Source organism: Variovorax sp. GW821-FHT10D07 (assembly GCF_059415325.1).
In genome coordinates this window covers 197,015-217,797 of the sequence record NZ_JBWKMZ010000010.1, presented here as the reverse complement: position 1 = coordinate 217,797, position 20,783 = coordinate 197,015, and the positions used below count along the sequence as shown (strand labels likewise).

23 protein-coding genes are annotated in these 20,783 nt (G+C 69.9%); 6 read left to right on the top strand and 17 right to left on the bottom strand.

Annotated features, from left to right (window positions below):
* Nucleotides 1-4: 4 nt before the first annotated feature.
* The 7 genes from AC07PU_RS26900 to flgB are packed head-to-tail and all read right to left on the bottom strand — an operon-like array spanning nucleotide 5 to nucleotide 5,081.
* Entirely contained in the window at nucleotides 5-697 is a 693-nt protein-coding gene (locus AC07PU_RS26900) for a flagellar basal body L-ring protein FlgH (protein ID WP_490877775.1), read from the bottom strand.
* Complete coding sequence (gene flgG / locus AC07PU_RS26895; RefSeq protein WP_057595348.1) at nucleotides 694-1,476, bottom strand: flagellar basal-body rod protein FlgG; 783 nt, start codon at nucleotides 1,474-1,476, stop codon at nucleotides 694-696. Before flgG ends, AC07PU_RS26900 begins: the two co-directional genes overlap by 4 nt.
* Before the next feature lie 28 nt (nucleotides 1,477-1,504).
* Nucleotides 1,505-2,245: a flagellar basal-body rod protein FlgF gene (gene flgF / locus AC07PU_RS26890; protein WP_093341641.1), complete on the bottom strand. Its 741-nt coding sequence runs from the start codon at nucleotides 2,243-2,245 to the stop codon at nucleotides 1,505-1,507.
* 25 nt (nucleotides 2,246-2,270) lie between these two features.
* The gene (gene flgE, locus AC07PU_RS26885; RefSeq protein ID WP_208508974.1) at nucleotides 2,271-3,488 is read right to left on the bottom strand and encodes a flagellar hook protein FlgE; all 1,218 of its coding nucleotides are present in this window, start codon (nucleotides 3,486-3,488) and stop codon (nucleotides 2,271-2,273) included.
* 38 nt (nucleotides 3,489-3,526) lie between these two features.
* Complete coding sequence (locus AC07PU_RS26880) at nucleotides 3,527-4,204, bottom strand: flagellar hook assembly protein FlgD (protein WP_495321553.1); 678 nt, start codon at nucleotides 4,202-4,204, stop codon at nucleotides 3,527-3,529.
* Nucleotides 4,205-4,244: 40 nt separating this feature from the next.
* Nucleotides 4,245-4,649 carry a flagellar basal body rod protein FlgC gene (flgC, locus tag AC07PU_RS26875; RefSeq protein ID WP_057595352.1) on the bottom strand — a complete coding sequence of 135 codons (405 nt, stop codon included), beginning with the start codon at nucleotides 4,647-4,649 and terminating at the stop codon, nucleotides 4,245-4,247.
* A 3-nt stretch (nucleotides 4,650-4,652) separates the two neighbouring features.
* On the bottom strand, nucleotides 4,653-5,081 hold the full coding sequence (flgB, locus tag AC07PU_RS26870; RefSeq protein WP_495321552.1) for a flagellar basal body rod protein FlgB: 429 nt from the start codon (nucleotides 5,079-5,081) through the stop codon (nucleotides 4,653-4,655).
* 211 nt (nucleotides 5,082-5,292) lie between these two features.
* On the opposite strand from flgB, the gene flgA reads away from it, so the two are divergent.
* From flgA to AC07PU_RS26855, 3 genes are all read left to right on the top strand, one after another.
* The gene (gene flgA, locus AC07PU_RS26865) at nucleotides 5,293-6,033 is read left to right on the top strand and encodes a flagellar basal body P-ring formation chaperone FlgA (RefSeq protein WP_495321551.1); all 741 of its coding nucleotides are present in this window, start codon (nucleotides 5,293-5,295) and stop codon (nucleotides 6,031-6,033) included.
* 97 nt (nucleotides 6,034-6,130) lie between these two features.
* Nucleotides 6,131-6,439, top strand: a complete 309-nt coding sequence (gene flgM, locus AC07PU_RS26860; protein ID WP_093341650.1) for a flagellar biosynthesis anti-sigma factor FlgM — start codon at nucleotides 6,131-6,133, stop codon at nucleotides 6,437-6,439.
* Nucleotides 6,440-6,443: 4 nt separating this feature from the next.
* A complete protein-coding gene (locus AC07PU_RS26855) occupies nucleotides 6,444-6,824 on the top strand; it encodes a hypothetical protein (protein ID WP_208509027.1) in 381 nt (126 codons plus the stop codon).
* Between the two features lie 9 nt (nucleotides 6,825-6,833).
* On the opposite strand, the gene AC07PU_RS26850 is transcribed toward AC07PU_RS26855, so the two are convergent.
* Together AC07PU_RS26850 and AC07PU_RS26845 are read right to left on the bottom strand one after the other, a co-directional pair.
* The gene (locus AC07PU_RS26850) at nucleotides 6,834-7,754 is read right to left on the bottom strand and encodes an SdiA-regulated domain-containing protein (protein ID WP_495321550.1); all 921 of its coding nucleotides are present in this window, start codon (nucleotides 7,752-7,754) and stop codon (nucleotides 6,834-6,836) included.
* A gap of 18 nt (nucleotides 7,755-7,772) precedes the next feature.
* Nucleotides 7,773-8,693 carry a LysR family transcriptional regulator gene (locus AC07PU_RS26845; RefSeq protein ID WP_495321549.1) on the bottom strand — a complete coding sequence of 307 codons (921 nt, stop codon included), beginning with the start codon at nucleotides 8,691-8,693 and terminating at the stop codon, nucleotides 7,773-7,775.
* Between the two features lie 68 nt (nucleotides 8,694-8,761).
* Between AC07PU_RS26845 and pdxA the strand changes: the two genes are divergently transcribed.
* Together pdxA and AC07PU_RS26835 are read left to right on the top strand one after the other, a co-directional pair.
* Nucleotides 8,762-9,799, top strand: a complete 1,038-nt coding sequence (gene pdxA / locus AC07PU_RS26840) for a 4-hydroxythreonine-4-phosphate dehydrogenase PdxA (protein WP_495321548.1) — start codon at nucleotides 8,762-8,764, stop codon at nucleotides 9,797-9,799.
* Complete coding sequence (locus AC07PU_RS26835) at nucleotides 9,796-10,467, top strand: 4-hydroxythreonine-4-phosphate dehydrogenase (protein ID WP_495321547.1); 672 nt, start codon at nucleotides 9,796-9,798, stop codon at nucleotides 10,465-10,467. The genes pdxA and AC07PU_RS26835 overlap by 4 nt, the downstream gene beginning before the upstream one ends.
* Nucleotides 10,468-10,499: 32 nt before the next feature.
* Here AC07PU_RS26835 and AC07PU_RS26830 read toward each other — a convergent pair whose 3' ends face one another.
* The 8 genes from AC07PU_RS26830 to flhD form a co-directional block, all read right to left on the bottom strand.
* A complete protein-coding gene (locus AC07PU_RS26830) occupies nucleotides 10,500-11,222 on the bottom strand; it encodes an RNA polymerase sigma factor FliA (protein WP_208509029.1) in 723 nt (240 codons plus the stop codon).
* A 52-nt stretch (nucleotides 11,223-11,274) separates the two neighbouring features.
* Complete coding sequence (gene flhF, locus AC07PU_RS26825; RefSeq protein ID WP_495321546.1) at nucleotides 11,275-12,747, bottom strand: flagellar biosynthesis GTPase FlhF; 1,473 nt, start codon at nucleotides 12,745-12,747, stop codon at nucleotides 11,275-11,277.
* Nucleotides 12,744-14,816, bottom strand: a complete 2,073-nt coding sequence (gene flhA / locus AC07PU_RS26820; RefSeq protein ID WP_495321545.1) for a flagellar biosynthesis protein FlhA — start codon at nucleotides 14,814-14,816, stop codon at nucleotides 12,744-12,746. Before flhA ends, flhF begins: the two co-directional genes overlap by 4 nt.
* On the bottom strand, nucleotides 14,813-15,991 hold the full coding sequence (locus AC07PU_RS26815; protein WP_296787773.1) for an EscU/YscU/HrcU family type III secretion system export apparatus switch protein: 1,179 nt from the start codon (nucleotides 15,989-15,991) through the stop codon (nucleotides 14,813-14,815). The genes flhA and AC07PU_RS26815 overlap by 4 nt, the downstream gene beginning before the upstream one ends.
* Nucleotides 15,992-16,006: 15 nt before the next feature.
* Nucleotides 16,007-17,026 (bottom strand): flagellar motor protein MotB, encoded by a 1,020-nt coding sequence (gene motB, locus AC07PU_RS26810; protein WP_296787775.1) that lies wholly within the window; start codon nucleotides 17,024-17,026, stop codon nucleotides 16,007-16,009.
* 25 nt (nucleotides 17,027-17,051) lie between these two features.
* The gene (gene motA / locus AC07PU_RS26805) at nucleotides 17,052-17,909 is read right to left on the bottom strand and encodes a flagellar motor stator protein MotA (protein WP_093341666.1); all 858 of its coding nucleotides are present in this window, start codon (nucleotides 17,907-17,909) and stop codon (nucleotides 17,052-17,054) included.
* Between the two features lie 103 nt (nucleotides 17,910-18,012).
* A complete protein-coding gene (gene flhC, locus AC07PU_RS26800; protein WP_093341667.1) occupies nucleotides 18,013-18,552 on the bottom strand; it encodes a flagellar transcriptional regulator FlhC in 540 nt (179 codons plus the stop codon).
* 29 nt (nucleotides 18,553-18,581) lie between these two features.
* Nucleotides 18,582-18,914, bottom strand: coding sequence for a flagellar transcriptional regulator FlhD (gene flhD / locus AC07PU_RS26795; RefSeq protein WP_057591771.1), 333 nt, complete (start codon nucleotides 18,912-18,914; stop codon nucleotides 18,582-18,584).
* 623 nt (nucleotides 18,915-19,537) lie between these two features.
* Between flhD and AC07PU_RS26790 the strand changes: the two genes are divergently transcribed.
* On the top strand, nucleotides 19,538-20,701 hold the full coding sequence (locus AC07PU_RS26790) for a flagellin (RefSeq protein WP_296787776.1): 1,164 nt from the start codon (nucleotides 19,538-19,540) through the stop codon (nucleotides 20,699-20,701).
* Nucleotides 20,702-20,783 lie beyond the last annotated feature (82 nt).

The following is a 20,783-nucleotide window of genomic DNA, read 5'->3' as shown; positions in this document are numbered from 1 at the left end:
ATCCTCAGAACGGCAGCACGCTCATGAAGAAGCGGCCCAGCCAGGGCATCACCTGCGATTCCTGCTGCGCGCCGCGGCCGCGCGACTCGATGCGCACGTTCGCCACCTGCGTCGACAGCACGTTGCTGCCGGCCTGGATCGAGCGCGGATCGATGGTGCCCGAGAAGCGCAGCACGTCCACGTTCTGGTTCACGCCGATCTGCTTCTCGCCGGTCACCACCAGGTGGCCGTTGGGCTGCACGTCGATCACCGTCGCGGTGATCGAGCCCTGGAAGGTGTTGGCGCTCTCGGTGCCGCCCTTGCCCGCGAAGTTGTGGGCCGACTCGGCATTGGCGCTGGCGCGGCCGAAGGAGTTGGCGGCGAAGAAGGGCAGCGCCGCGATGCCGGTGTCGATGCTGCTGGTCTTGCCGATGGTCGAGGTCGACTTCTGGCTCGCGCTCACGTTCTCGACGATCGAGATCGTCACCGTGTCGCCGATCATGCGCGCGCGCCGGTCCTCGAACAGCGGCCGGTAGCTCGCGGTGCGGAACAGGCTGCCCGTGGCCTGGCGCGGCACGGCCGCCATCGGCGAGGCGCTCACGGGCGGCGGCGCGGTCGAGGGCATCTCGACCTGCGGCGTGTTGGCCAGCGTGGTGCAGCCGCCGGCCACGACGAGGGCGAGGGCGGCGAAGGCCGCGCGGAACAGCGACAGTCTCACAGCTGCCCCAGCTTCTGCAGCATCTGGTCGCTGGTCTGGATGGCCTTGGAGTTCATCTCGTAGGCGCGCTGCGTCTGGATCATCGAGACCAGCTCCTGCACCACGTTCACGTTCGAGGTCTCGAGGAAGCCCTGCATCACCGTGCCCAGGCCGTTGGTGCCCGCGGTGCCGCCGTTGGGCTGGCCCGAGGCGGCGGTCTCGGCATAGAGGTTCTCGCCCAGCGGCTCGAGGCCGGCCGGATTGATGAAGTTGACGATCGCCAGCGAGCCGATGTTCTGAGGCGTGGCATTGCCCGACAGCGTGGCCGAGACCGTGCCGTCGCTCGAGATGCTGACGCTGGTCGCGGTGGCGGGCACCGTGATGCCGTTGGCCACCGGCAGGCCCGAGGAGGTGACCAGCCGGCCCTGCGCATCGACCTGGAACGAGCCGTCGCGCGTGTAGCCGATGGTGCCGTCGGGCTGCGTGACCTGGAAGAAGCCGTTGCCCTTGATCGCCAGGTCGAACTGGTTGTTGGTCTGCTGCATGCTGCCCTGCGAGAACGAGCGGCTGGTGGCGACCGTGCGCACGCCCAGGCCCAGCTGCAGGCCGGTGGGCAGCTGCGACTGCTCGGTGCTGTTGGCGCCGACCTGGCGCAGGTTCTGGTACATCAGGTCCTCGAACACCGCGTTGGCGCGCTTGTAGCCCGTGGTCGAGACGTTGGCGAGGTTGTGCGAAATCACGTCCAGCTGGGTCTGCTGGGCTTCCATGCCGGTCTTGGAGATCCAGAGCGAATTGATCATGGCGAGGGTCTTTCTCTTGCGATGGGCATCAGCCCTGGACGTTGAGCAGCTGCGCGGCCGACTTGTCGGAATCCTGCGCGGACTGCAGCAGGCGCAGCTGGCTGTCGAACTGGCGCGCGGCGGCGATCATTCCGACCATGGTCTCGATCGGGTTCACGTTCGAGCCCTCGAGCGCGCCGGTCTCCACGCGCGCGGTGGCGTCCGATGGCAGCGGCTCCTGCGAGGCGGTGCGGAACAGGCCGTCCTCGCCGCGGCGCAGCGGGTCGTCGGCCGTGGGCGTGGCCAGCTTGAGGCGGCCCAGGGTGGAGGAGGGCTGGTCGCCGGTCTTGGCGCTGACCGTGCCGTCGCTGCCCACCGACAGCTCCGAGCCCGGCGGCACGTCGATCGGCGCGCCGCCGTCGGACAGCAGCGGCAGGCCCGAGCTGGTCATCAGCGTGCCTTCGGGCGAGACCTGGAAGGCGCCGGCGCGGGTGTAGGCCTCGGTGCCGTCGAGGCCCTGCACCGCGAACCAGCTCCTGCCCTGCGCCACCATGTCGAGCGCGCGGCCGGTGCGCTGGATCGCGCCGGGCTTGTCGTCGTGGCCCGAGGTGGCTTCCATCGCGAACACGCGCGTGCTGGCGCCGTCGCCGCGCAGCGGCACGGCGCGGAAGGTCGAGAGCTCGGCGCGAAAGCCCTGGGTCGAGGCATTCGCCAGGTTGTTGGCGAGCACGCTCTGGCGCTGCGCCGCGGCGCTCGCGCCGCTCATGGCGGTGTAGATCAGGCGGTCCATCGCGCGTCGCTTCCGGTGCGTCCGGTCAGCGCAGGTTGATCAGCGTGGACATGACCTGGTCCTGCGTCTTGATGGTCTGCGCATTGGCCTGGTAGGCGCGCTGCGTGCTCATCATGTTGACCAGCTCGGCCGTGAGGTCGACGTTCGATTCCTCCAGCGCGCCCGAGCGCAGCTGGCCGAAGGTGCCCTCGCCGGGCGCGCCGCGCACCGGCTGGCCCGAGGCGGCGGTCTCGACCCAGTAGCCCGAGCCGCTGGGCGCCAGGCCCTGGGCATTGCGGAAGTTCACCAGCGCGACCTGGCCCGCGGCCTGGGTCTGGCCGTTCGAGTAGGTGGCGGTGATGACGCCGGTGTCCTCGATCTTGATGCCGGTGAGCTGGCCGGCGGTGTAGCCGTCCTGCGTCAGGTCCGAGACCGCGAAGCGCGCGTTGACCTGGGTCATCTTGCTGAGGTCGAGCGAGGCGGTGAAGGTGCGCGTCGGGTCGTTGGGCGAGGACAGCGTGATCGCGGGCACCGTCGAGGTGGTGGTGTTCAGGCTGCCGTCGGCGTTGAAGTTGAGCTGGAATGGCGTCGAGGCCGCGGGATCGCTGCCGTTGACGCTGGTGTAGACGTTCCAGCTGTTGTTGGCGGTCTTCTGGAAGTACAGGCCGACCGGCACCTCGAGGCCCTGCGCGTCGTAGGCGGTCAGCGAGGTGCCGTAGGTGCGGATCGGTGTCGGCGGCGTGGCGGTGGAGGCGACCACGGCGCTGGCGTCGAGCGTGATCTCGGCCGCCATCTTGGTGGTCTGCTTGGCGGGAATGGGCGCGCCGGTGGGCAGCTTCAGCGGGATCGCGTCGTAGCTCTGGCGCACGCCGTTGGCGTCGGTGGCATAGCCCATCACCTGCGCGCCGCTGTTGGTGATGATGTTGCCCTGCTTGTCCTGCTTGAAGTTGCCGGCGCGGGTGTAGGCGGTGGAGCCGTCGGGCGCCTTCACCTGGAAGAAGCCGCCGCCGTTGATCGCCACGTCGAGGTCGTTGCCGGTGATCGACAGCGAGCCCTGCGAGAACTGCTGCGAGACGTCGGCCACGCCCACGCCCAGGCCCACGTTGGTGCCGCCGATGGCGCCGGCCGAGCTGGCGTAGATCTCGGCGAACTCGGCGCGCGAGGACTTCATGCCGGTGGTGCCCGCGTTGGCGATGTTGTGGCCGATCACGTCGAGGCTGCGGCTGGCGGCGTTGAGACCCGAGAGTGCCTGTTGAAAGCTCATGGAGTGGCTCCTGTGTGCTGGATGGGAAGGGGTGTCTGTCAGAGAACGGCGTGCACGTTGGCGTAGGGCGTCTTGCCCGCGGTCAGCAGCGTGAGCGTGAGGCCGCCGCTGGCGTCGCTGCCCACGGCCACCACCTTGTCGCGCATCAGCGCCACGGCGTCGACCTTCTCGCTGCCGTTGGTGGCGATGACCTTGAACTGCAGCGGCGTGTCGGCCGGGTACGTGGAGGAATCGAGCGTGAAGCCGTGCTGGCCCGCCTCGAGCTCGCCGAGCGAGACGGTGTCGATGACCTGGCCGCCGGCCGTGGTGACCTGGATCTTCACGTTGCTGGCCTTGGCCGGCAGCTCGATCGCGCCCACCGCGGTCTTGGCGGTGGTGTCGAAGGCCAGCTGGTTGCCCTCGGTCAGCACGCCGTGGCCCACCAGGTTGCCGGCCTGCAGCACCTGCATGGCCGACATCTGGGTGTTCATGTTCTTCATCGTGTCGTTGAGCTGCTGGATGCCCGTGACCGTGTTGATCTGCGCGATCTGCGAGGTCATCTGCGCGTTGTCCATCGGATTCATCGGATCCTGGTTCGCGAGCTGGGCGACCAGCAGCTTGAGGAAGCGGTCCTGCGCCTCGGCGGTGCCGCTGGCGGAGATCGACTTGCTGTCCGCGCTCGAACTCGGCACGTAGGTGGTGCCGGTGAGTTTGGAGGTGGCGGCGGTGGAGGTCATGCGCGGGCGTCCGGAAGAGGGGTGTGCGGTGGGGTGGTGGTCACTGGCCGATCTGCAGCGTCTTGAGCAGCAGGTTCTTGGCCGTGTTCATCACCTCGACGTTGTTCTGGTAGGAGCGCGAGGCCGAGATCATGTTGACCATCTCCTCCACCGCGTTCACGTTCGAATGGGTCACGTAGCCCTGGGCGTCGGCCATCGGGTTGGCGGGCTCGTGCACCTTGCGACCGGGCGTCTGGTTCTCGGTCACCGAGTCCACGCGCACGCCGGCGCCGGTCTCGCCGTCGAGCGCCACGGTCTGGAACACCACCTGGCGCGCCTTGTAGGGCTGGCCGTCGGGGCCGGCTACCGCGTCGGCATTGGCCAGGTTGCTGGCCACCACGTTGAGGCGCTGCGACTGCGCGCTGACCGCGCTGCCGGAGATGCCGAAGATCGAGAACATCGACATGGCTTATTGCCCCTGGATGGCCGCGAGCAGCGTCTTGCCCTGGCCGTTGATGAAGCGCAGCGTGGCCTCGTAGCGCACCGCGTTGTCGGCGAAGGCCGCGCGCTCGCGGTCGAGGTCGACGCTGTTGCCGTCGAGCGAGGGCTGGGTCTGGACCGCGTAGCCGCCGCTGGCGCCCGTGCCACCGGTTCCGCCGCCCGAGGTCAGCGGGATGTGGCGCGCATCGGTGCGGCCGTCGGCGCTGGCACCCGAGGCGGCGCGCGGCGTGCCGCCGCCCGTGGCCTCGCGCATCGCATCGGCGAAGCTGAAGTCGCGCGCCGCGTAGCCGGGCGTGTCGGCGTTGGCGATGTTGCTCGCGATGTCGCGCTGGCGGTCGGCACGCAGCACCAGCGCTTTCGCCTGGAAATCCAGTGAGTTCGTCAGTTTGTCGAGCATGGGCCAGGGTCCTCGCGAAGGGGGTGGGCGTGAGCGCCCGTGCGGAAATTGTGGGAGCCGCGCGGATTTCGGAAGCGCGGATGAAAGGCGGCTTTTTCGGCCTTATCGCGGCTTTGGGGTCGGGGCGGACTGCCTACAGTGCGGGTCGCGGCGCGGTGGGCCGAGGCGCGCGCGTTCCGCATTTCCGTCCCTGCACATCCCGGAGGAGCCCATGGCCATCCCCGCATTCCATCTCGCCGCCGGCGCGCTGCTGCTCGCGGCCGGCACCGCATTCAGCGCCTTCGCCCAGCAGGCGCCGTCCGAAGGCGCCGAGGCCGGCGAGGCCTTCGCCGCCAGCACCCGCCAGTGGCTCGACGACGCCGTGGCCCAGGCCCAGTCGGCCAATCCCGCGCCGCTGCGCATGGAGGTCGCCATCGGCGCGCTCGACAACCGGCTGCGCCTGGCACCCTGCAGCCGCGTCGAGCCCTACATTCCCACCGGCCTGCGCCTGTGGGGCCGCACCCGGCTCGGGCTGCGCTGCGTCGAGGGCGGCGCGCGCTGGAACGTGTTCCTGCCGGTCACCATCAAGGCCTTCGGCCCGGCCTGGGTGCTGCGCGACAACGTGCTGCCCGGCACCGTGCTGAGCGCGGCCGACGCGGTCGAGGCCGAGGCCGACTGGGCCGCCGATCCCTCGCCGGTGATGGCCGAGGCCACCCAGTGGGTGGGGCAGGTCGCCTCGCGCTCGTTGCAGGCCGGCCAGCCGCTGCGCCAGTCGATGGTGAAGCCGGCCCAGGCCTTTGCCGCCGGCACCCAGGTGCGCGTGGTGGCCCAGGGCCAGGGCTTCGAGATCGCCACCGAGGCCCAGGCGCTGACGCCGGGCGTGATCGGCCAGATGGTGCGCATCCGCATGGAGAATGGGCGCATCACCACCGGCGTGGTGCAGGATCCGCGCACCGTGCGCCTCTCGATGTGAGCGGCGCGGCGCAAAAAACTTCGAAAAAGTCCTCAAGTCCGTCGAACGGCGGCCGAAATCCTGGGGACGAAGCCCCCGCCCGGGGCCAGGAGCCGCCATGAAGATCAACCCGTTGCAAGATCCCGCCGTCGCGGCCGCCACTGGCGTGGCCGCGACCGCGAAGACCGGCCGGGGCGCCACGCCCGCGGTGGCCGATGCCGGCGACGCCACCGGCACGCCGGTCAGCGTGTCGGCCTCGGCCCGCACGCTGGAGGCCGCCGCCACGGCCGGCAACGGCATCGACGCGGCGAAGGTGGCCGCGGTGCGCGCCGCCATCGCCGACGGCAGCTTCAAGGTCGACTCCGGCGCCATCGCCGACAAGCTCCTGGCCAACGCCCAGGAATTCCTGAGCCGCGCAAGGAACTGATGCCATGCCCGATACCCGTGCTTCCGCCGAGATGCTGCTGAGCGAGGTCGAGGACCAGCTCGACCGGGTCGATGCCGGCCTGCGCTGCGACCAACCCTCGGACCTGCTGCAGGCCAGCGGCGAGCTGCGCCGCTGCGCCACCGGTTTCGCGCGCGCCCTCGAGGCCGCGCTGTCGGCCGAAGCGCTCGACGCCGAATTCCGCCGCCGCATCGAGGCCGTGGCCCAGCGGCTGTCGAACCAGCGCGACAGCGTGGCGCGCCGCACCGTCATCGTCGACCGCAGCCTGGCCTCGCTGCTGGGGCCGCGCCCCGATGCCACCTACACCATGCCCGGCGAGCGCAGGGTGTTCGCGGGCCTGCGCTCGGCCTCGATGCCGGCGCACTGACGACCAAGGCTACGAAGGCTTCGGCGCGCGCTCGAAGCGGTAGAACAGGTTGGGTTCCGACAGCAGGTAGAGCCGCCCGTCGGGCCCGACCGCCACGCCCTCGGGCTGCGGCACCTTGCGCTGCAGGCCGCCGAAGCCGCGCCACAGCGGCAGCATGCTGATCGGGCGCCCGTCGGGTGCGTACTCCACCACCAGCGCCGACTCGTCGCTCAGCAGCAACAGGTGGCCGGTCGCATCGTGCAGCGTGACCGAGGACAGGTCGCTCATGAACAGCGAGGACGCGCGCGAGGACTGCCATTCGCTGATGTCGATGTTGAAGCCGCTCGAGGGCGTGTCGGGGTCGAGCCCGGTGATCACCAGCACGCGCATCGGCAGCTTCTCGCGCACCACGTACAGGCGCTTGTGCACGCCGTCCCAGGAGATGCCCTCGAAGCTGCTGTTGTGCAGCCGGTCGATGCCGATGCCCAGGCTCGGGCGGCCGGCCACCGACACCTGCCGCGTGTCGCGCCCGATCTGCACCCAGTACATCCGGTGGCTGTCTTCGTCGGAGATCACGTAGCGCTCGCCCTGCACGTAGGTGATGCCCTCGGGATCCTTCACGCCCTCGAGCCCGATCACGCGCAGCAGCCGGCCCTCGGTGTCGAGCTCGGCGATCTGCGGCGGGCGGTTGATCACCGTGAACAGGGTGCCGGTCTCGGTGTTGAAGGTCAGGCCCGAGGCGTTGCGCGTCAGGCCCTGGATCGGCAGGCCCTCGACCGCCACCCGGTAGTCCGGCAGCCACAGCGCGTTGTTCGCCCATTGCGCCGCGCCCAGCGTGGTGCTGAGCCAGTAGTAGCCGAGCGCGGGCACCTTGAAGTACCAGCCGAAGGCCACGCCGAATGCGAGCACGATGGCCAGGAACAGGGTCTTGCGGGATCTGGCTCGGGTCATGCGGGCGGAGTCTAGCGTTCAGACCACCGAGAGAAGCCAGTCGAGCAACTGGCGCTGCCGACCCGTCGTCGGCTTCTGCGGCGACAGCAGGAAATAGCCCGAGCCGTCCGCGACGAAACCCAGCGGCGCCGCCAGCACGCCGCTCGCGAGGTCGTCGCAGACCAGGTGCCAGGGCCCGATCGCCACGCCGAGCCCGGCGACCGCCGCCTGCAGGCTGAAATAGAAATGTTCGAAGACCTGTTCCCTGCCACCGGCGCCGGCCGATGCGCCCTGCAGCTGCATCCACGACGGCCAGGCCTGCGGCCGCGTGCGCGTGTGCAGCCGCACCGCGTCGCGGCGCAGCGACGCTCCCGCGCCGCCGGTGTCGAAGAAGGCGTCGACCCGGCCCGGGCTGCACACGGGGCCGACCTTCTCCTCGAACAGCGGCTGCGCCTGCACGCTCGCGGGCCAGTCGAAATCGTTGCGCCGGATCGCGAGGTCGATGCCGCCGTCGAAGGCGAACGGCCCGCCGCCCGCCACCAGGTGCACGGCCGCCTCGGGATGGCGCGCCTGGAAACTCGGCCAGCGCGGGATCAGCCAGCGCATCAGCAGGGTCGGCTCGCACGAGAGCACCAGCGGCGCCTGGCGCGCCGAGTGCCGCAGCTCGCGCGTGGCGTCCTCGATCAGGCCGAAGCCCTCGTCCACCGCGCGCTGCAGCCGGCGCCCGGCCTCGGTGAGGAAGACCCCGCGGTTGCGCCGTTCGAACAGCGCCAGGCCCAGGTCGTCCTCGAGCATGCGCACGGCGCGGCTGACCGCGCCATGGGTCAGGTGCAGGTTGTCGGCGGCCTGGCTGAAGTTCTGGGTCCGGGCCGCGGCGGCGAAGCAGCGCAGCGCCATCAGCGAGGGCAGGCGCGAGGAGTTTTTCCGTGAGCCAGGCTCACCGTCGGTGTCAGCAATCATCGTTTGTCCTGGGGCGGGCATCTGCATAGATTAGGGCGTCCGGTCCCGCCGTCCACCAAGTCCCCACGATGCAAGAACTGTCAGCCCAACTCACCCAGCCCGCGCCGCCCGAGCGGCTCGCGCTGACGATGGGCGATCCCTCGGGCATCGGCCCCGAGATCGTTGCCCGCACCTTGCTGAACGCCGAGTGGGCCCGGCGCTGCGTGCTGGTCGGCGATCCGCGCGTGATGCGCCAGGCCTTCGAGGCCCTGGGCGCCGGCGCGAGGCTGCGCGTGGCGGCGTCGATCGACGACATGGCGCACGAGGTGGGCATGGTGAACCTGCTGGCCGCGTCGCGGCTCGAGGCGCTGCCGCCCGTGGGCGCCGTGCATGCGGCCAGCGGCCGGGCCGCCTTCGAGGCGATCTCGGCGGCAATAGCCCTCGCACAAGCGGGCCGTGTCGCGGGCATCGTCACCGCGCCGATCCACAAGGAAGCGCTGGCCGCCGCCGGCCTGCGCTATCCGGGCCATACCGAGATCCTGGCCGAGCGCACCGGCTGCAAGGTCGCGATGATGCTGGCCAACGACGAACTGCGCACCGTGCTCGTGACGGTGCATTGCGCGCTGCGCGAGGCCATCGAGCGCGCGGACTTCGCGGCGCAGATGTCGGCGATCCGGCTCGCGCACCGGGGCGCCCGGGCCTTCGGCATTGCGGCGCCGCGCATCGCGGTGGCGGGGCTCAATCCGCATGCGGGCGAGGGTGGTCTGTTCGGCGACGAGGAGCAACGCACCATCGCGCCCGCGATCGCCGCCGCGCGGCGCGAGGGCATCGACGCCAGCGGTCCCTGGCCCGGCGACACGGTGTTCATGCAGGCGCGCCAGGGCCGCTTCGACGTGGTGGTGGCGCAGTACCACGACCAGGGGCTGATCCCGGTCAAGTACCTCGGGCTCGACAAGGGCGTGAACATCACGCTCGGCCTGCCCTTCGTTCGCACCAGCCCCGACCACGGCACCGCCTTCGACATCGCGGGGCGCGGCATCGCCGACGCCGGCAGCCTCGAGGCCGCGCTCGACATGGCCGCGCGCCTGGCGGCCGCCAACCGAACCACGAGAAAGACCCGACCATGAGCGGCTTCGAATTCATCTTCATGCTCACGCGCCACGACCGCACCGTGGCCGACGCGGCACGGCACCTGGCGACGGCGCTCGCGGCCGGCGTGCGCCACATCGGCTTCAAGGACATCGGGCTGCCGATGGCCGCGCTCGAGGGCCTGCACCGAAGCATCCGCGCACACGGCGCCTCGAGCTACCTCGAGGTGGTCTCGCTCGACCGCGACAGCGAGATCGCCTCGGTCGAGATGGCGTGCCGGCTCGGCGTCGACCACCTGCTCGGCGGCACGCATGTCGACGACGTGCTGCCGTTGCTCGAGGGCACGGGCATCCGCTACTACCCGTTCGCGGGCCGGGTCTCGGGGCATCCGAGCGTGCTCGGTGGCTCGATCGACGAGATCGTGGCCAGCGCCCGCGTGATCGCGAGCCGGCCCGGCGTGGCGGGTCTGGACCTGCTGGCCTACCGCGCCGCGCTCGACGTGCCGCGGCTGATGCGCGCGGTGTGCGAGGCCGCGGGCAAACCGGTGATCGTGGCCGGGTCGATCGACACGCCGGAACGCATCGCGGCGATCCGCGCCAGCGGTGCCGCGGGCTTCACGGTGGGCACGGCGGCGCTCGACGGGTGCTTTCCGGCGGCCGACCGGAGCCTCGAAAGCCAGCTCGCGGCGATCCTCGGCGCGCGATGAAAAAAGCACCGCGGCACGGTGCCGTGTGAGCGTCAGTGCGAGCGCATCTTCGCGCGCAGCCGCGCGATCGACTGGCTGTGCAGTTGCGACACGCGCGACTCGGTCACGCCGAGCACGGCCGCGATCTCCTTGAGGTTCATGTCCTGCTCGTAGTACATGCCCATGATGTGGCGCTCGCGCTCGGGCAGGCTGTCGATGGCGCCCACCAGCGCCTGGCGCAGCCGCTGGTCCTTGAGCAGGCTCATGGGGTCGGCGTCGGCGTCGGCGAGGTGGCGGTCGAGAAAGCCCGACTCGCCCTCGGCATCGGTGCCGCCGCCCATGTCTTCCAGGTACACGAGCTGGGTGCCGCGCACGCGGCCCAGCAGGCTCTGGTAGTCGGCCAGCGGCATCTCGAGCGCCTCGGCGATCTCGGACTCGGCGGGCGCGCGGCCCAGCTTCTGCTCGAGCGCGCGCACCGCCTGCTCGATCTGCTTCTGGCTCTTGCGCGAGCCGCGCGAGAGCCAGTCGCCGTCGCGCAGCTCGTCGAGCATGGCGCCGCGGATGCGCTGGGTGGCGAAGGTCTCGAACTGCACGCCCTGGCTGGCCTCGTAGCGCGACAGCGCATCGGCCAGGCCGATCATGCCGACCTGGATCAGGTCGTCGAGCTCGACGTTGGGCGGCAGCTTGGCGATCATGTGATGCGCCAGCCGGCGCACCAGCGGCACGTGCTGGCGGATCAGCGCATCGCGGTCGAGCCGGCCCTTGGGCGTGTACATCTGGGAGAGCGGGGAAGCGGCCTGCATGTCGTGTCGTGGGGCGCAACGCTCCTCAGAGTTCGCCCGCGCCCGGCGAGAAGAACAGTTCGAGGTCGGCCGGCTGCGGATCGAAGGGCGAGCGCTGCGCCGCGCGCATCGAGTCGCGCACCAGCTCGGCGGCCAGCGCCGGCTTCCAGTCCTGCGAGGTGCGCGGGCCATGGGCCACGCCGCGCAGCACCAGCTGGTGGCGGATCAGCGTGTCGAGCGCCGGGCCCAGCTTCACGGCCTCGTCGGTCTTGCTCAGCACGGCCTGGCGCGCGCCGCCGATCTTGAAGCTGGCGGCCATCTCGTCGAGCGTGTCGCCGTGCGCGCCGGCGTTGAGCACCATCAGGCGCGAGATGCCGGGCAGGTCGAGGAGGTCCAGCAGGTCGCGCCGGCGCGGATCGCGCGGCGCGAGGCCGGCGGTGTCGATCAGCACCATGCGCTTGCCGTGGAACAGTGCGAGCAGCTCCTGCAGCGCGGCGCGGTCGTGCGCGAGATGCGCCACCACGCCCATGGCGCGGCCGTGGGCGCGCAGCTGCTCGTGCGCGCCCGCGCGGTGCATGTCGAGCGTGATCAGGCCGACGCTGGCCGGACCATGCAGCCGCGCGCACTGGGCCGCGATCTTGGCGGCGGTGGTGGTCTTGCCGACGCCGGTGGCGCCGACCAGCGCGTAGACGCCGCCTTCCTCGGCCAGCGTGGGCGCGGCGGGGTCGAGGCCGAGCATGGTTTCGAGCGCGCCCATCATGCGGCGCACCGCGCCGGCCGCGTCGTTGTCGAGCGCGATCGATTCGAGCACGCTGCGCGCGAGCGCGGGCGAGTAGCCGGCGCGCAGCAGCTTGAGCATCAGGTTCGAATGCACCGGGTTCTGCCGCGCCGGGCCGAGCCAGGCGAGGGCGTTGAAGCGGCTCTCCATCAGCGTGCGCATGGCCTGCAGCTCGGCCATCAGCGCCTGTTGCGTTTCGCTCGCGGTGTCGATCGCGGGAGCGGGCGTGGCGACGGGGGCGGGGCGGGGCGTTTCGGTGGTGGCGGGCGCGGCGGTGGGCGCGAAGGCCGCGCGGGCCGGCGCCGCCGAGGGCGCGGCGGGCGCGGGTGCCGGCGACGCGGCCTCCTGCTGGCGCCGCAGCATGCGTTCGCGCACATAGTCCTGGAACGACAGCGTGCTCATGCCGAGTTCGGCCACGTCGGCCTCGACGATGGCGCGCGATTCGGCGCTCGCGAGCGGGGCCGGTGCCGGCGCCGGTGCGGCGGGTTGCGGTTGGGCGATGGCGGGCGCGGGCACCGGCTTCGGCGGCGTCCACGCGGGCGCCGAGAGCGTGCCTTGCGTGCCCTGCAGGATCGCGCGGCCGGCCTCGAGCGCGCTGAGGCTGTCCTCGGCCGCGGCCACCACTTCCACGCCGTCGTCGAGCTGGCGGTTCGAGAGGATCAGCGTGCCGTCGCCGAAGACATTGCGCGCCAGCGCCATCGCTTCGCGGGCGGTCGGTGCGGTGAAACGTTGGATGTTCATGCGGAGGCTCCTCGCAGGATCGGGCCGATGCGGATCGTGTGGGTTTCAGGGATTTCGCTGTGGCCGAGCACCTGCATGCGCGGCGCGGCGCGGCGCACCATGCGCGCGACGGCGTTGCGGATGGCGTCGGGCACCAGCAGGCAGGCCGGCACGCCTTGCTCTTCCTGCTTGAGCGCCACCTCGGCGGCGGTGCGCGTGAAGATCTCGACCACGCCCGGATCGAGCGCGGGCGCCTGGGCATTGCCCAGCGCCTGCATCAGCAGGCGCTCGAAGGCGGGCTCGATGGCGATCACGTCGAGCTCCTTCACCGGGCCGTAGATCTGCTGCACGATGGCCGGCGCCAGCGCCACGCGCACGCGGCGCGCGAGTTCGGCCGGGTCGGTGGTGCTGCCGGCATGCTCGGCCAGCGTCTCGACGATGGTGCGGATGTCGCGGATGTGCACCGACTCTTCCAGCAGCAGCTGCAGCACCTTCTGGAACGTGGACAGCGGCACCAGCTTGGGCACGACTTCCTCGATCAGCTTGGGCGCCAGTTTGTTCACGTGTTCGACCAGTTGTTGGGTTTCGGTGCGGCTCAGCAGCCGCGCCGCCTGCACCTGCATCAAATGTGACAGGTGGGTGGCCATCACGGTCTCCGAATCAACGACGGTGAAACCGCTCATTTGCGCGGCTTCCCGCTGCCGCTCCTCGATCCAGTGCGCGGGCAGGCCGAAGGCCGGGTCGGTGGTGGGCGTGCCGATCAGCGGGGTGGTGATGCCGCCCGGATTGATCGCCAGGTACATGCCCGGATGGGCTTCGCCCTCGGCCACCACCACGCCGCGCAGGGTGACGCGGTAGCTGCTGGGCTTGAGCTCGAGGTTGTCGCGCACGTGCACCGCGGGCGGCAGGAAGCCCACCTCCTGCGCGAACTTGCGGCGCACGCCCTTGATGCGCGTGAGCAGGTCGCCCTGGCGGCTCTTGTCGACCAGTGCGATCAGGCGGTAGCCGAGCTCGAGGCCCAGCAGGTCCACCGGCTGCAGGTCGTCCCAGGTGGCCTCGGCGTCGGGCGCGGGCGGTGCCGGCGGCGCGGGCGCGGCCGGCGGCGGGCGGCGCGACAGCCGCCAGGCGCCCCAGGCCAGCAGCGACGCGATCGAGAGGAACACCACGTGCGGCATGCCGGGAATCACGCCCAGCAGGCCCAGGATGCCGGCCGTGAGGCCCAGCACGCGCGGCGAGGTCAGCAGCTGGTCGACGATCTGGCGGCCCACGTCGTCCTCGCGGCCCACGCGCGAGATCACCATCGCCGCGGCGACCGAGATCAGCAGGCCCGGCACCTGCGCCACCAGCGCGTCGCCGACCGCCAGCAGCACGTAGGTGTCGGCCGCCTTGCCCGCAGAAAGGCCGTGCTGCAGCACGCCGATGGCGAAGCCGCCGACGATGCTGATCACCAGGATCAGGATGCCGGCGATGGCATCGCCGCGCACGAACTTGGAGGCACCGTCCATCGAGCCGAAGAAGTTGGCTTCCTCCGACACCTCGGCGCGGCGGCGGCGGGCCTCCTTCTCGTCGATCACGCCGGCGTTGAGGTCGGCGTCGACCGCCATCTGCTTGCCGGGCATGGCGTCGAGCGTGAAGCGCGCCGACACCTCGGCGATGCGCTCGGCGCCCTTGGTGACCACCACGAAGTTGATCACCACCAGGATCGCGAACACGATCAGGCCGACCGCGAAGTTGCCGCCGATCAGGAAGTGGCCGAAGGACTCGATCACCGCGCCCGCGGCGCCGGGGCCGGTGTGGCCCTCGAGCAGCACCACGCGCGTGGAGGCCACGTTGAGCGACAGCCGCATCAGCGTGGTCAGCAGCAGCACCGAGGGAAAGGCCGCGAAGTCGAGCGGGCGCACCATGTAGGCCGCCACCATCATCACCATCAGCGCGACCGCGATGTTGAGCGTGAAGAAGCCGTCGAGCAGCCAGGGCGGGATCGGCAGCACCATCAGCGCGAGGATGGCCACCACCAGCAGCGGCGCGGCCGCGCGCTGGAACATGCCGCCGCGCTCGCCGAGCCACTGGCGCAGGGCGAGCGGGTTCATGGGCGCACTCCTGCCACGGGTTCAGCGGCTGCCGTTGCAGGCAGCTTGCGGTGCGGGTCGAGCTCGGGCGCCACGTAGGGATCGGGCACGCCCTGCGGCATCGGGCCCTCGCCGCGCAGCGCGGCCTTCAGGCGGTAGACATAGGCCAGCACCTGGGCCACGGCGGTGAACAGGCTCGAGGGAATGGGCTGGTCGATCTCGGCATGGGCGAACAGCGCGCGCGCGAGCATCGGCGACTGCACCACCGGGATGCCGTTGGCATTGGCGATCTCGCGGATCTTCATCGCGAGCAGGTCGGCGCCCTTGGCCACCACCTGCGGCGCGTTCATGGTGGCCTCGTCGTAGCGCAGCGCCACCGCGTAGTGGGTCGGGTTCATCAGCACGAAGTCGGCGCGCGGCACGGCCGTGATGCTGGCGCGCTGCGAGATCGCGCGCGCCGCGCTGCGCTGGCGGCCCTTGGTATGCGGGTCGCCGTCGGATTCCTTGTGCTCCTGCTTCAGCTCCTGGTGCGACATCTTGAGCTTCGACAGGTGGAAGAAGCGCTGCAGCGGCACGTCGATCACCGCGGTGGCGAACACCACCAGCAGCAGCAGGCCCACACCGGTGGCGAGCCAGTCGCCGAGCGCGCGCAGCGCCGAAGGCGAGGGCTGCAGCACCACGCGCACCACCTCGCCGATTGAGCCGGCCACGTAGTACCAGCCGATGGCGCCGAGGATGGCCGACAGCAGCACCAGCTTGGTCACCTGCGCGACCTGCTGGCGGCTGAACAGGTTGCCCAGGCCCTTGAACGGGCTCAGGCGCGAGAGGTCGGGCGTGATCGCCTTGGTGCTCGAGACCCAGCCGCCGACCGCGAGGCTGCCCGCGACCGCTGCGCTCAGCACGATGGCCGCGAACACCACGCAGGCCACCAGGCCCAGGCCGGCGAAGGTCGACAGCCGCGACAGCATGTCGGCCGGGTCCTGCACGCTGGCCGCGTTGAAGACCAGTGCCTGCGCGAGCGTGCCGCGCAGCTGCTCGAAGGCGGTGGGCGCCAGCAGCAGCAGCGCGACCGCGCCGGTGCCCATCACCGCGAGGTGCGACAGGTCCTTCGAGCGCGGCACCTGGCCGTCGCGGCGCGCCTGGTCGATCTTGCGCTGCGAGGCGGGGAGCTGACGGTCCTGGCTGTTCGATTCCATGGCGGTGGCGCTCGCTCAGGGCTGGGCGCGGCCAGGGGTGGCGGCGGGCGCCGCGCCGGCGGGCGCGGCCGGCGCATCGGCGCCCTCGGGCTTCTTCTGTTCCTTGGCGAGCTCGGTGGCGATGGCCTTCACCGCGTCGTTGCCCTCCAGGCGCGCGTTGCCGAACAGGCGCGACTCGGCATCGCGCGTCAGCACCACGATGCTGATGCGGCGGTTCAGCGGCGCCAGCGCGTTCTTCTTGTCGAGCAGGTCGCTGGCGGCCAGGCCGACCACGCGCACCAGCTTGTCGTCGGGCATGCCGGCGGCCACCAGCTCGCGCCGCGAGGCATTGGCGCGGTCGGCCGACAGCTCCCAGTTGCCGTAGCCGCGGTCGCCGTTGCCGTAGGGTGCGGCGTCGGTGTGGCCGGCCAGGCTCACGCGGTTCTCGATGTCGTTGAGCGCGCTGCCCACCGCGCGCAGGATGTCGTGCATGTAGGGCTTCACGATCGCGCTGCCGGTGTCGAACATCGGGCGGTTCTGCGCGTCGACGATCTGGATCTCGAGGCCGTCGGAAGTCACCTCGAGCTTGATCTGCGAGCGGAACTCGCGCAGCTTGGGGTTGGCGTTGATCATCTCCTCGATGCGCGCGCGCAGGGCGGCCATGCGGCGCGCGTCCTGGCGCGCCTGCTCGAGCTTGAGGCTGTTGTCCTGGCCGATCTTCTTCGGGTCCATGGTGCTGCCGTCGGTGCGGCGCACCTCGCCGGTGGTGCGCGTGAGGTCGCGCCCGCCGCCGGGCACCACGCTCGAGGCGCTGCCCGCGCCCGAGCCGCCGGCCATCTCGACCTTCATCGGCGAGTTGAAGTAGGAGGCGATGCCCTGCAGGTCGCCCTTGGCGGTCGAGCCCAGCAGCCACATCAGGAGGAAGAAGGCCATCATGGCCGTCACGAAGTCGGCGTAGGCGATCTTCCAGGCGCCGCCGTGGTGCGCATGCGTGGTCTTCTTGACCCGCTTGATGATGATCGGCTGGAGCTTGCGGGTCCCGGGCGTGGTGGCCATGGCGTTGCCTCTTGCGCTGGGCGCTCTACTTCTTCTTCACGTGGCTCTCGAGCTCGACGAAGCTCGGCCGGTCGGTCGAGAACAGCACCTTGCGGCCGAACTCGATCGCGGTCGTGGGGTTGTAGCCCTGCATGCTGGCCAGCAGGGTGGTCTTGATGCACTGCAGTTCCTTGGTGCCTTCCTCGGCCTTCTGCTCGAGCAGGCCGCCCAGCGGCTCGACGATGGCGTAGGCCAGCAGGATGCCCAGGAAGGTGCCGACCAGCGCCGAGCCGATCATGGCGCCGAGCACCGCCGGCGGCTGGCCGACCGAGCCCATGGTGTTCACCACGCCCAGCACCGCGGCCACGATGCCGAAGGCCGGCAGGCCGCCGGCCAGCCGCGCGATGGCGGCCACGGGTGCGTGCGATTCCTGGTGGTGGGTCTCGATCTCGCTGTCCATCAGCGACTCGATCTCGTGGCTGTTGAGGTTGCCCGAGGCCATCATGCGCAGGTAGTCGGTGGTGAACTCGACCACGTGGTGGTCCTTGGCCACGTTCGGGTGCTTCTGGAACAGCGGCGAATCCTGCGGCGCCTCGATGTCCTTCTCGATCGACATCAGGCCTTCCTTGCGCGCCTTCTGCAGGATGTCGTAGAGCAGCGCCATCAGCTCGAGGTAGCGCGCCTTGGTGTACTTGGAACCCTTGAGCGCGGTCGGCAGCGCCTTCAGCGTGGCCATCAGCACCTTGCGCTGGTTGTTCACCACGAAGGCGCCGAGCGCGCCGCCGCCGATCACCATCAGCTCGATCGGCAGCGCATGCAGCACCACCCCGATGTTGCCGCCATGGATGATGTAGCCGCCGAAGATGCAGCCCAGCGCGACGAGGTAACCGAGGATGACGGACATGGGGCGATACGAGTTCCTGGAGCCCCTATTGGGCCTCGGAGCCGCCGCCCGCATTCCATGAAAAAAGGGCCCTGCAGGGGCCCTTATCTTCTGTTTGCCGCGCTCACTGCAGCTGGATGCCGCCCGCGCCCGCGCCCTTGCCGGCGCGCGCCGGCGGTTCGCACAGGCCGCAGACGAAGTGCTGCGCGTTCTCGTAGGGCTCGGTCACGAAGTGGCCGCCGCAGCGCGAGCAGGGCGTCATGGCGAGCATCTGGTTCTCCATGAAGCGCACCAGCCGCCAGGCGCGCGTGATCGACAGCTGCGGCTCCAGGCCGCAGGCACCGGTCTGCTCGGTGTACAGGCCGTAGGCCTTGATCAGCGCGTCGACCGGCTCGAGCTCGCTGGTCTTGTGGAGGTAGGTGTAGATGTTGTGGAACAGCGAGGCGTGGATGTTCGGCTGCCAGGTCAGGAACCAGTCGGTCGAGAAGGGCAACTGGCCCTTCGACGGCGACTTGCCCGCGACTTCCTTGTAGAGGCGCAGCAGCCGCTCGTACGACAGCTCGGTCTCGCTCTCCAGCACCTGCAGGCGGGCGCCCATCTCGATCAGATGGACCGCGCGCTCGATCTGCCGGGACTCGCCCAGCACGCTCTTCGGATTGGCCATGCCTTGTCAGCTCGCGAACGCGCGGCGCCTCAGTACGAGGTTTCCGCGAAGCGGCTCGACATGACGATGTTGGCGTGCAGCTTCAGCGTCTCGTCGTTGGCCGTGCGGGTGCGCACGTTGTGGTTGGTGAGCAGTCCCCAGACCATGTCGTCGGTGGCGCGGAAGCGGCACAGCAGCATGTTGCTGGAGGCCAGCTTCATGATCTGCGCCGGCGACAGCGTGTCGATGAGGTCCGCGGATTCCTCGGAAATGCCCAGCCGGAACAGGGCCTGTGCCTTGTCTTCCCGGATGAGGCTCTGGGCCAGCATCAGGTAGGTGAGGTTGGCTTCCTTGATCTCGGCGAGCAACTGTTCATTGGTCATGAGTGCCTCCTCCTAGGCGGGCAAAAGTGCCCTTGTCGACCGTGTACTTTCAGTTTAATCACAAATGTCAGCTTCAGTAAACATTTGTTAAAAATGTACCTGAGTAGGCGGGTTCCTACAAAAAAACTTCGACCCGAAGGCATCCGATGGTAAGCGCTTGCAACCATCGCGCCCCAAGAATGTGATTTTGTTGGCTGAAATGAATACTAAGGGATGCGCTATGAAAGACTGATTTCGACACCACTAGATAAATCTATCGAAAGTCGGACATCCATGGCTTTCGCACTGCGCTTTACAAGCTGTTAACGAGTGTGACCTGTCGTGGTGCACAGACCACGAAATCCCGTGGGGGCGAAGTTGTCTTGCGTGGTGGGGAAGCTACGTGTTTCCGTGGGGGTAACACGCGGAACATGGTGGCCCCGGCAGCGCAATCGCCGGCCCACCCGTCTGCATCCGCTCGGAAATCTTGAGGGTGCGATCGCAAAAATAAATCGCTAAAGAGCCGGTCGGGACCCACCGAAAACCAGTGCAACGGGCCTTGCACCAGGGTTCGTCAGGCAGCCAGCGCTTCGCTGGCGCGACTTTGGCAGCGATGCCCGACTTATCAGTTTGAAGGAGCTCTCATGGCCTCGATCATCAACACCAACATCAGTTCGCTCACCGCGCAGCGCAACCTCTCGGGCAGCCAATCCTCGCTGGCCACCTCGATGCAGCGCCTGTCCTCGGGCCTGCGCATCAACAGCGCCAAGGACGACGCCGCCGGCCTCGCGATCTCCGAGCGCATGACGGCCCAGATCCGCGGCCTGACGCAAGCCGGCCGCAACGCCAACGACGGCATCTCGCTGGCGCAGACGGCCGAAGGCGCGCTGAGCACCATCGGCAACAACCTGCAGCGCATCCGCGAACTGGCCGTGCAGTCGCGCAACGCCACCAACTCGACCGAGGACCGCGCCTCGCTGCAGAAGGAAGTCACGCAGCTCAAGAGCGAAATCGACCGCGTCGCCAAGCAGACCTCGTTCAACGGCACCAAGCTGCTCGACGGCAGCTTCAACGCCCAGTCGTTCCAGGTCGGCGCCAACCAGGGCGAGACGATCTCGATCGACTCGATCGCCAACGCCAGCATCAACTCGCTGGGCAGCTGGAACAGCGTGGACACCTACTCGGCCACGGTGGCCGGCACGGCGCCCGCGGGCTTCGGCGGCATCACCGCCAACGCCTTCACGATCAACGGCGTGGGCATCGGCGCGGTCAATGCCGGCACCGACGCGGCGACGCAGGGCGCCAACGTGGCGGCCGCCATCAACAAGAAGTCCAGCGAGACCGGCGTGGTCGCGACGGCCGCCGCCAGCGGCGCCATCACGCTGACCTCGAGCGGCAGCAACGCCATCAACATCGGCGGCACGCTGACGAACACCGGCCTGACCGCCGGCCAGACGGCCGCGACCGTCACCGCCGCGGGCAGCGCGCAGACCGGCTTCAACAACCTGACGGTCGACACGGTGGACGGCGCCGACAACGCGATCCTCGCGATGGACGCCGCGCTGAAGGCGGTGAACTCCTCGCGCGCCGACCTCGGCGCGATCCAGAACCGCTTCGAATCGGTGGTCTCGAACCTCTCGACCTCGGCCGAGAACCTGACCGCTTCGCGCAGCCGCATCCAGGACGCCGACTTCGCGGCCGAAACCGCCAACTTGTCGCGCGCCCAGGTGCTGCAGCAGGCCGGCACGGCGATGGTGGCCCAGGCCAACCAACTGCCGCAGACGGTGCTGTCGCTGCTGCGCGGCTAAGGCAGGAACAGGGGGCCGAAGGCCGGCCTCCTGCACGCTTCATCGCGGGGGGGGGGAAAGGAAAAGCCCTTTCCCCCCCCCC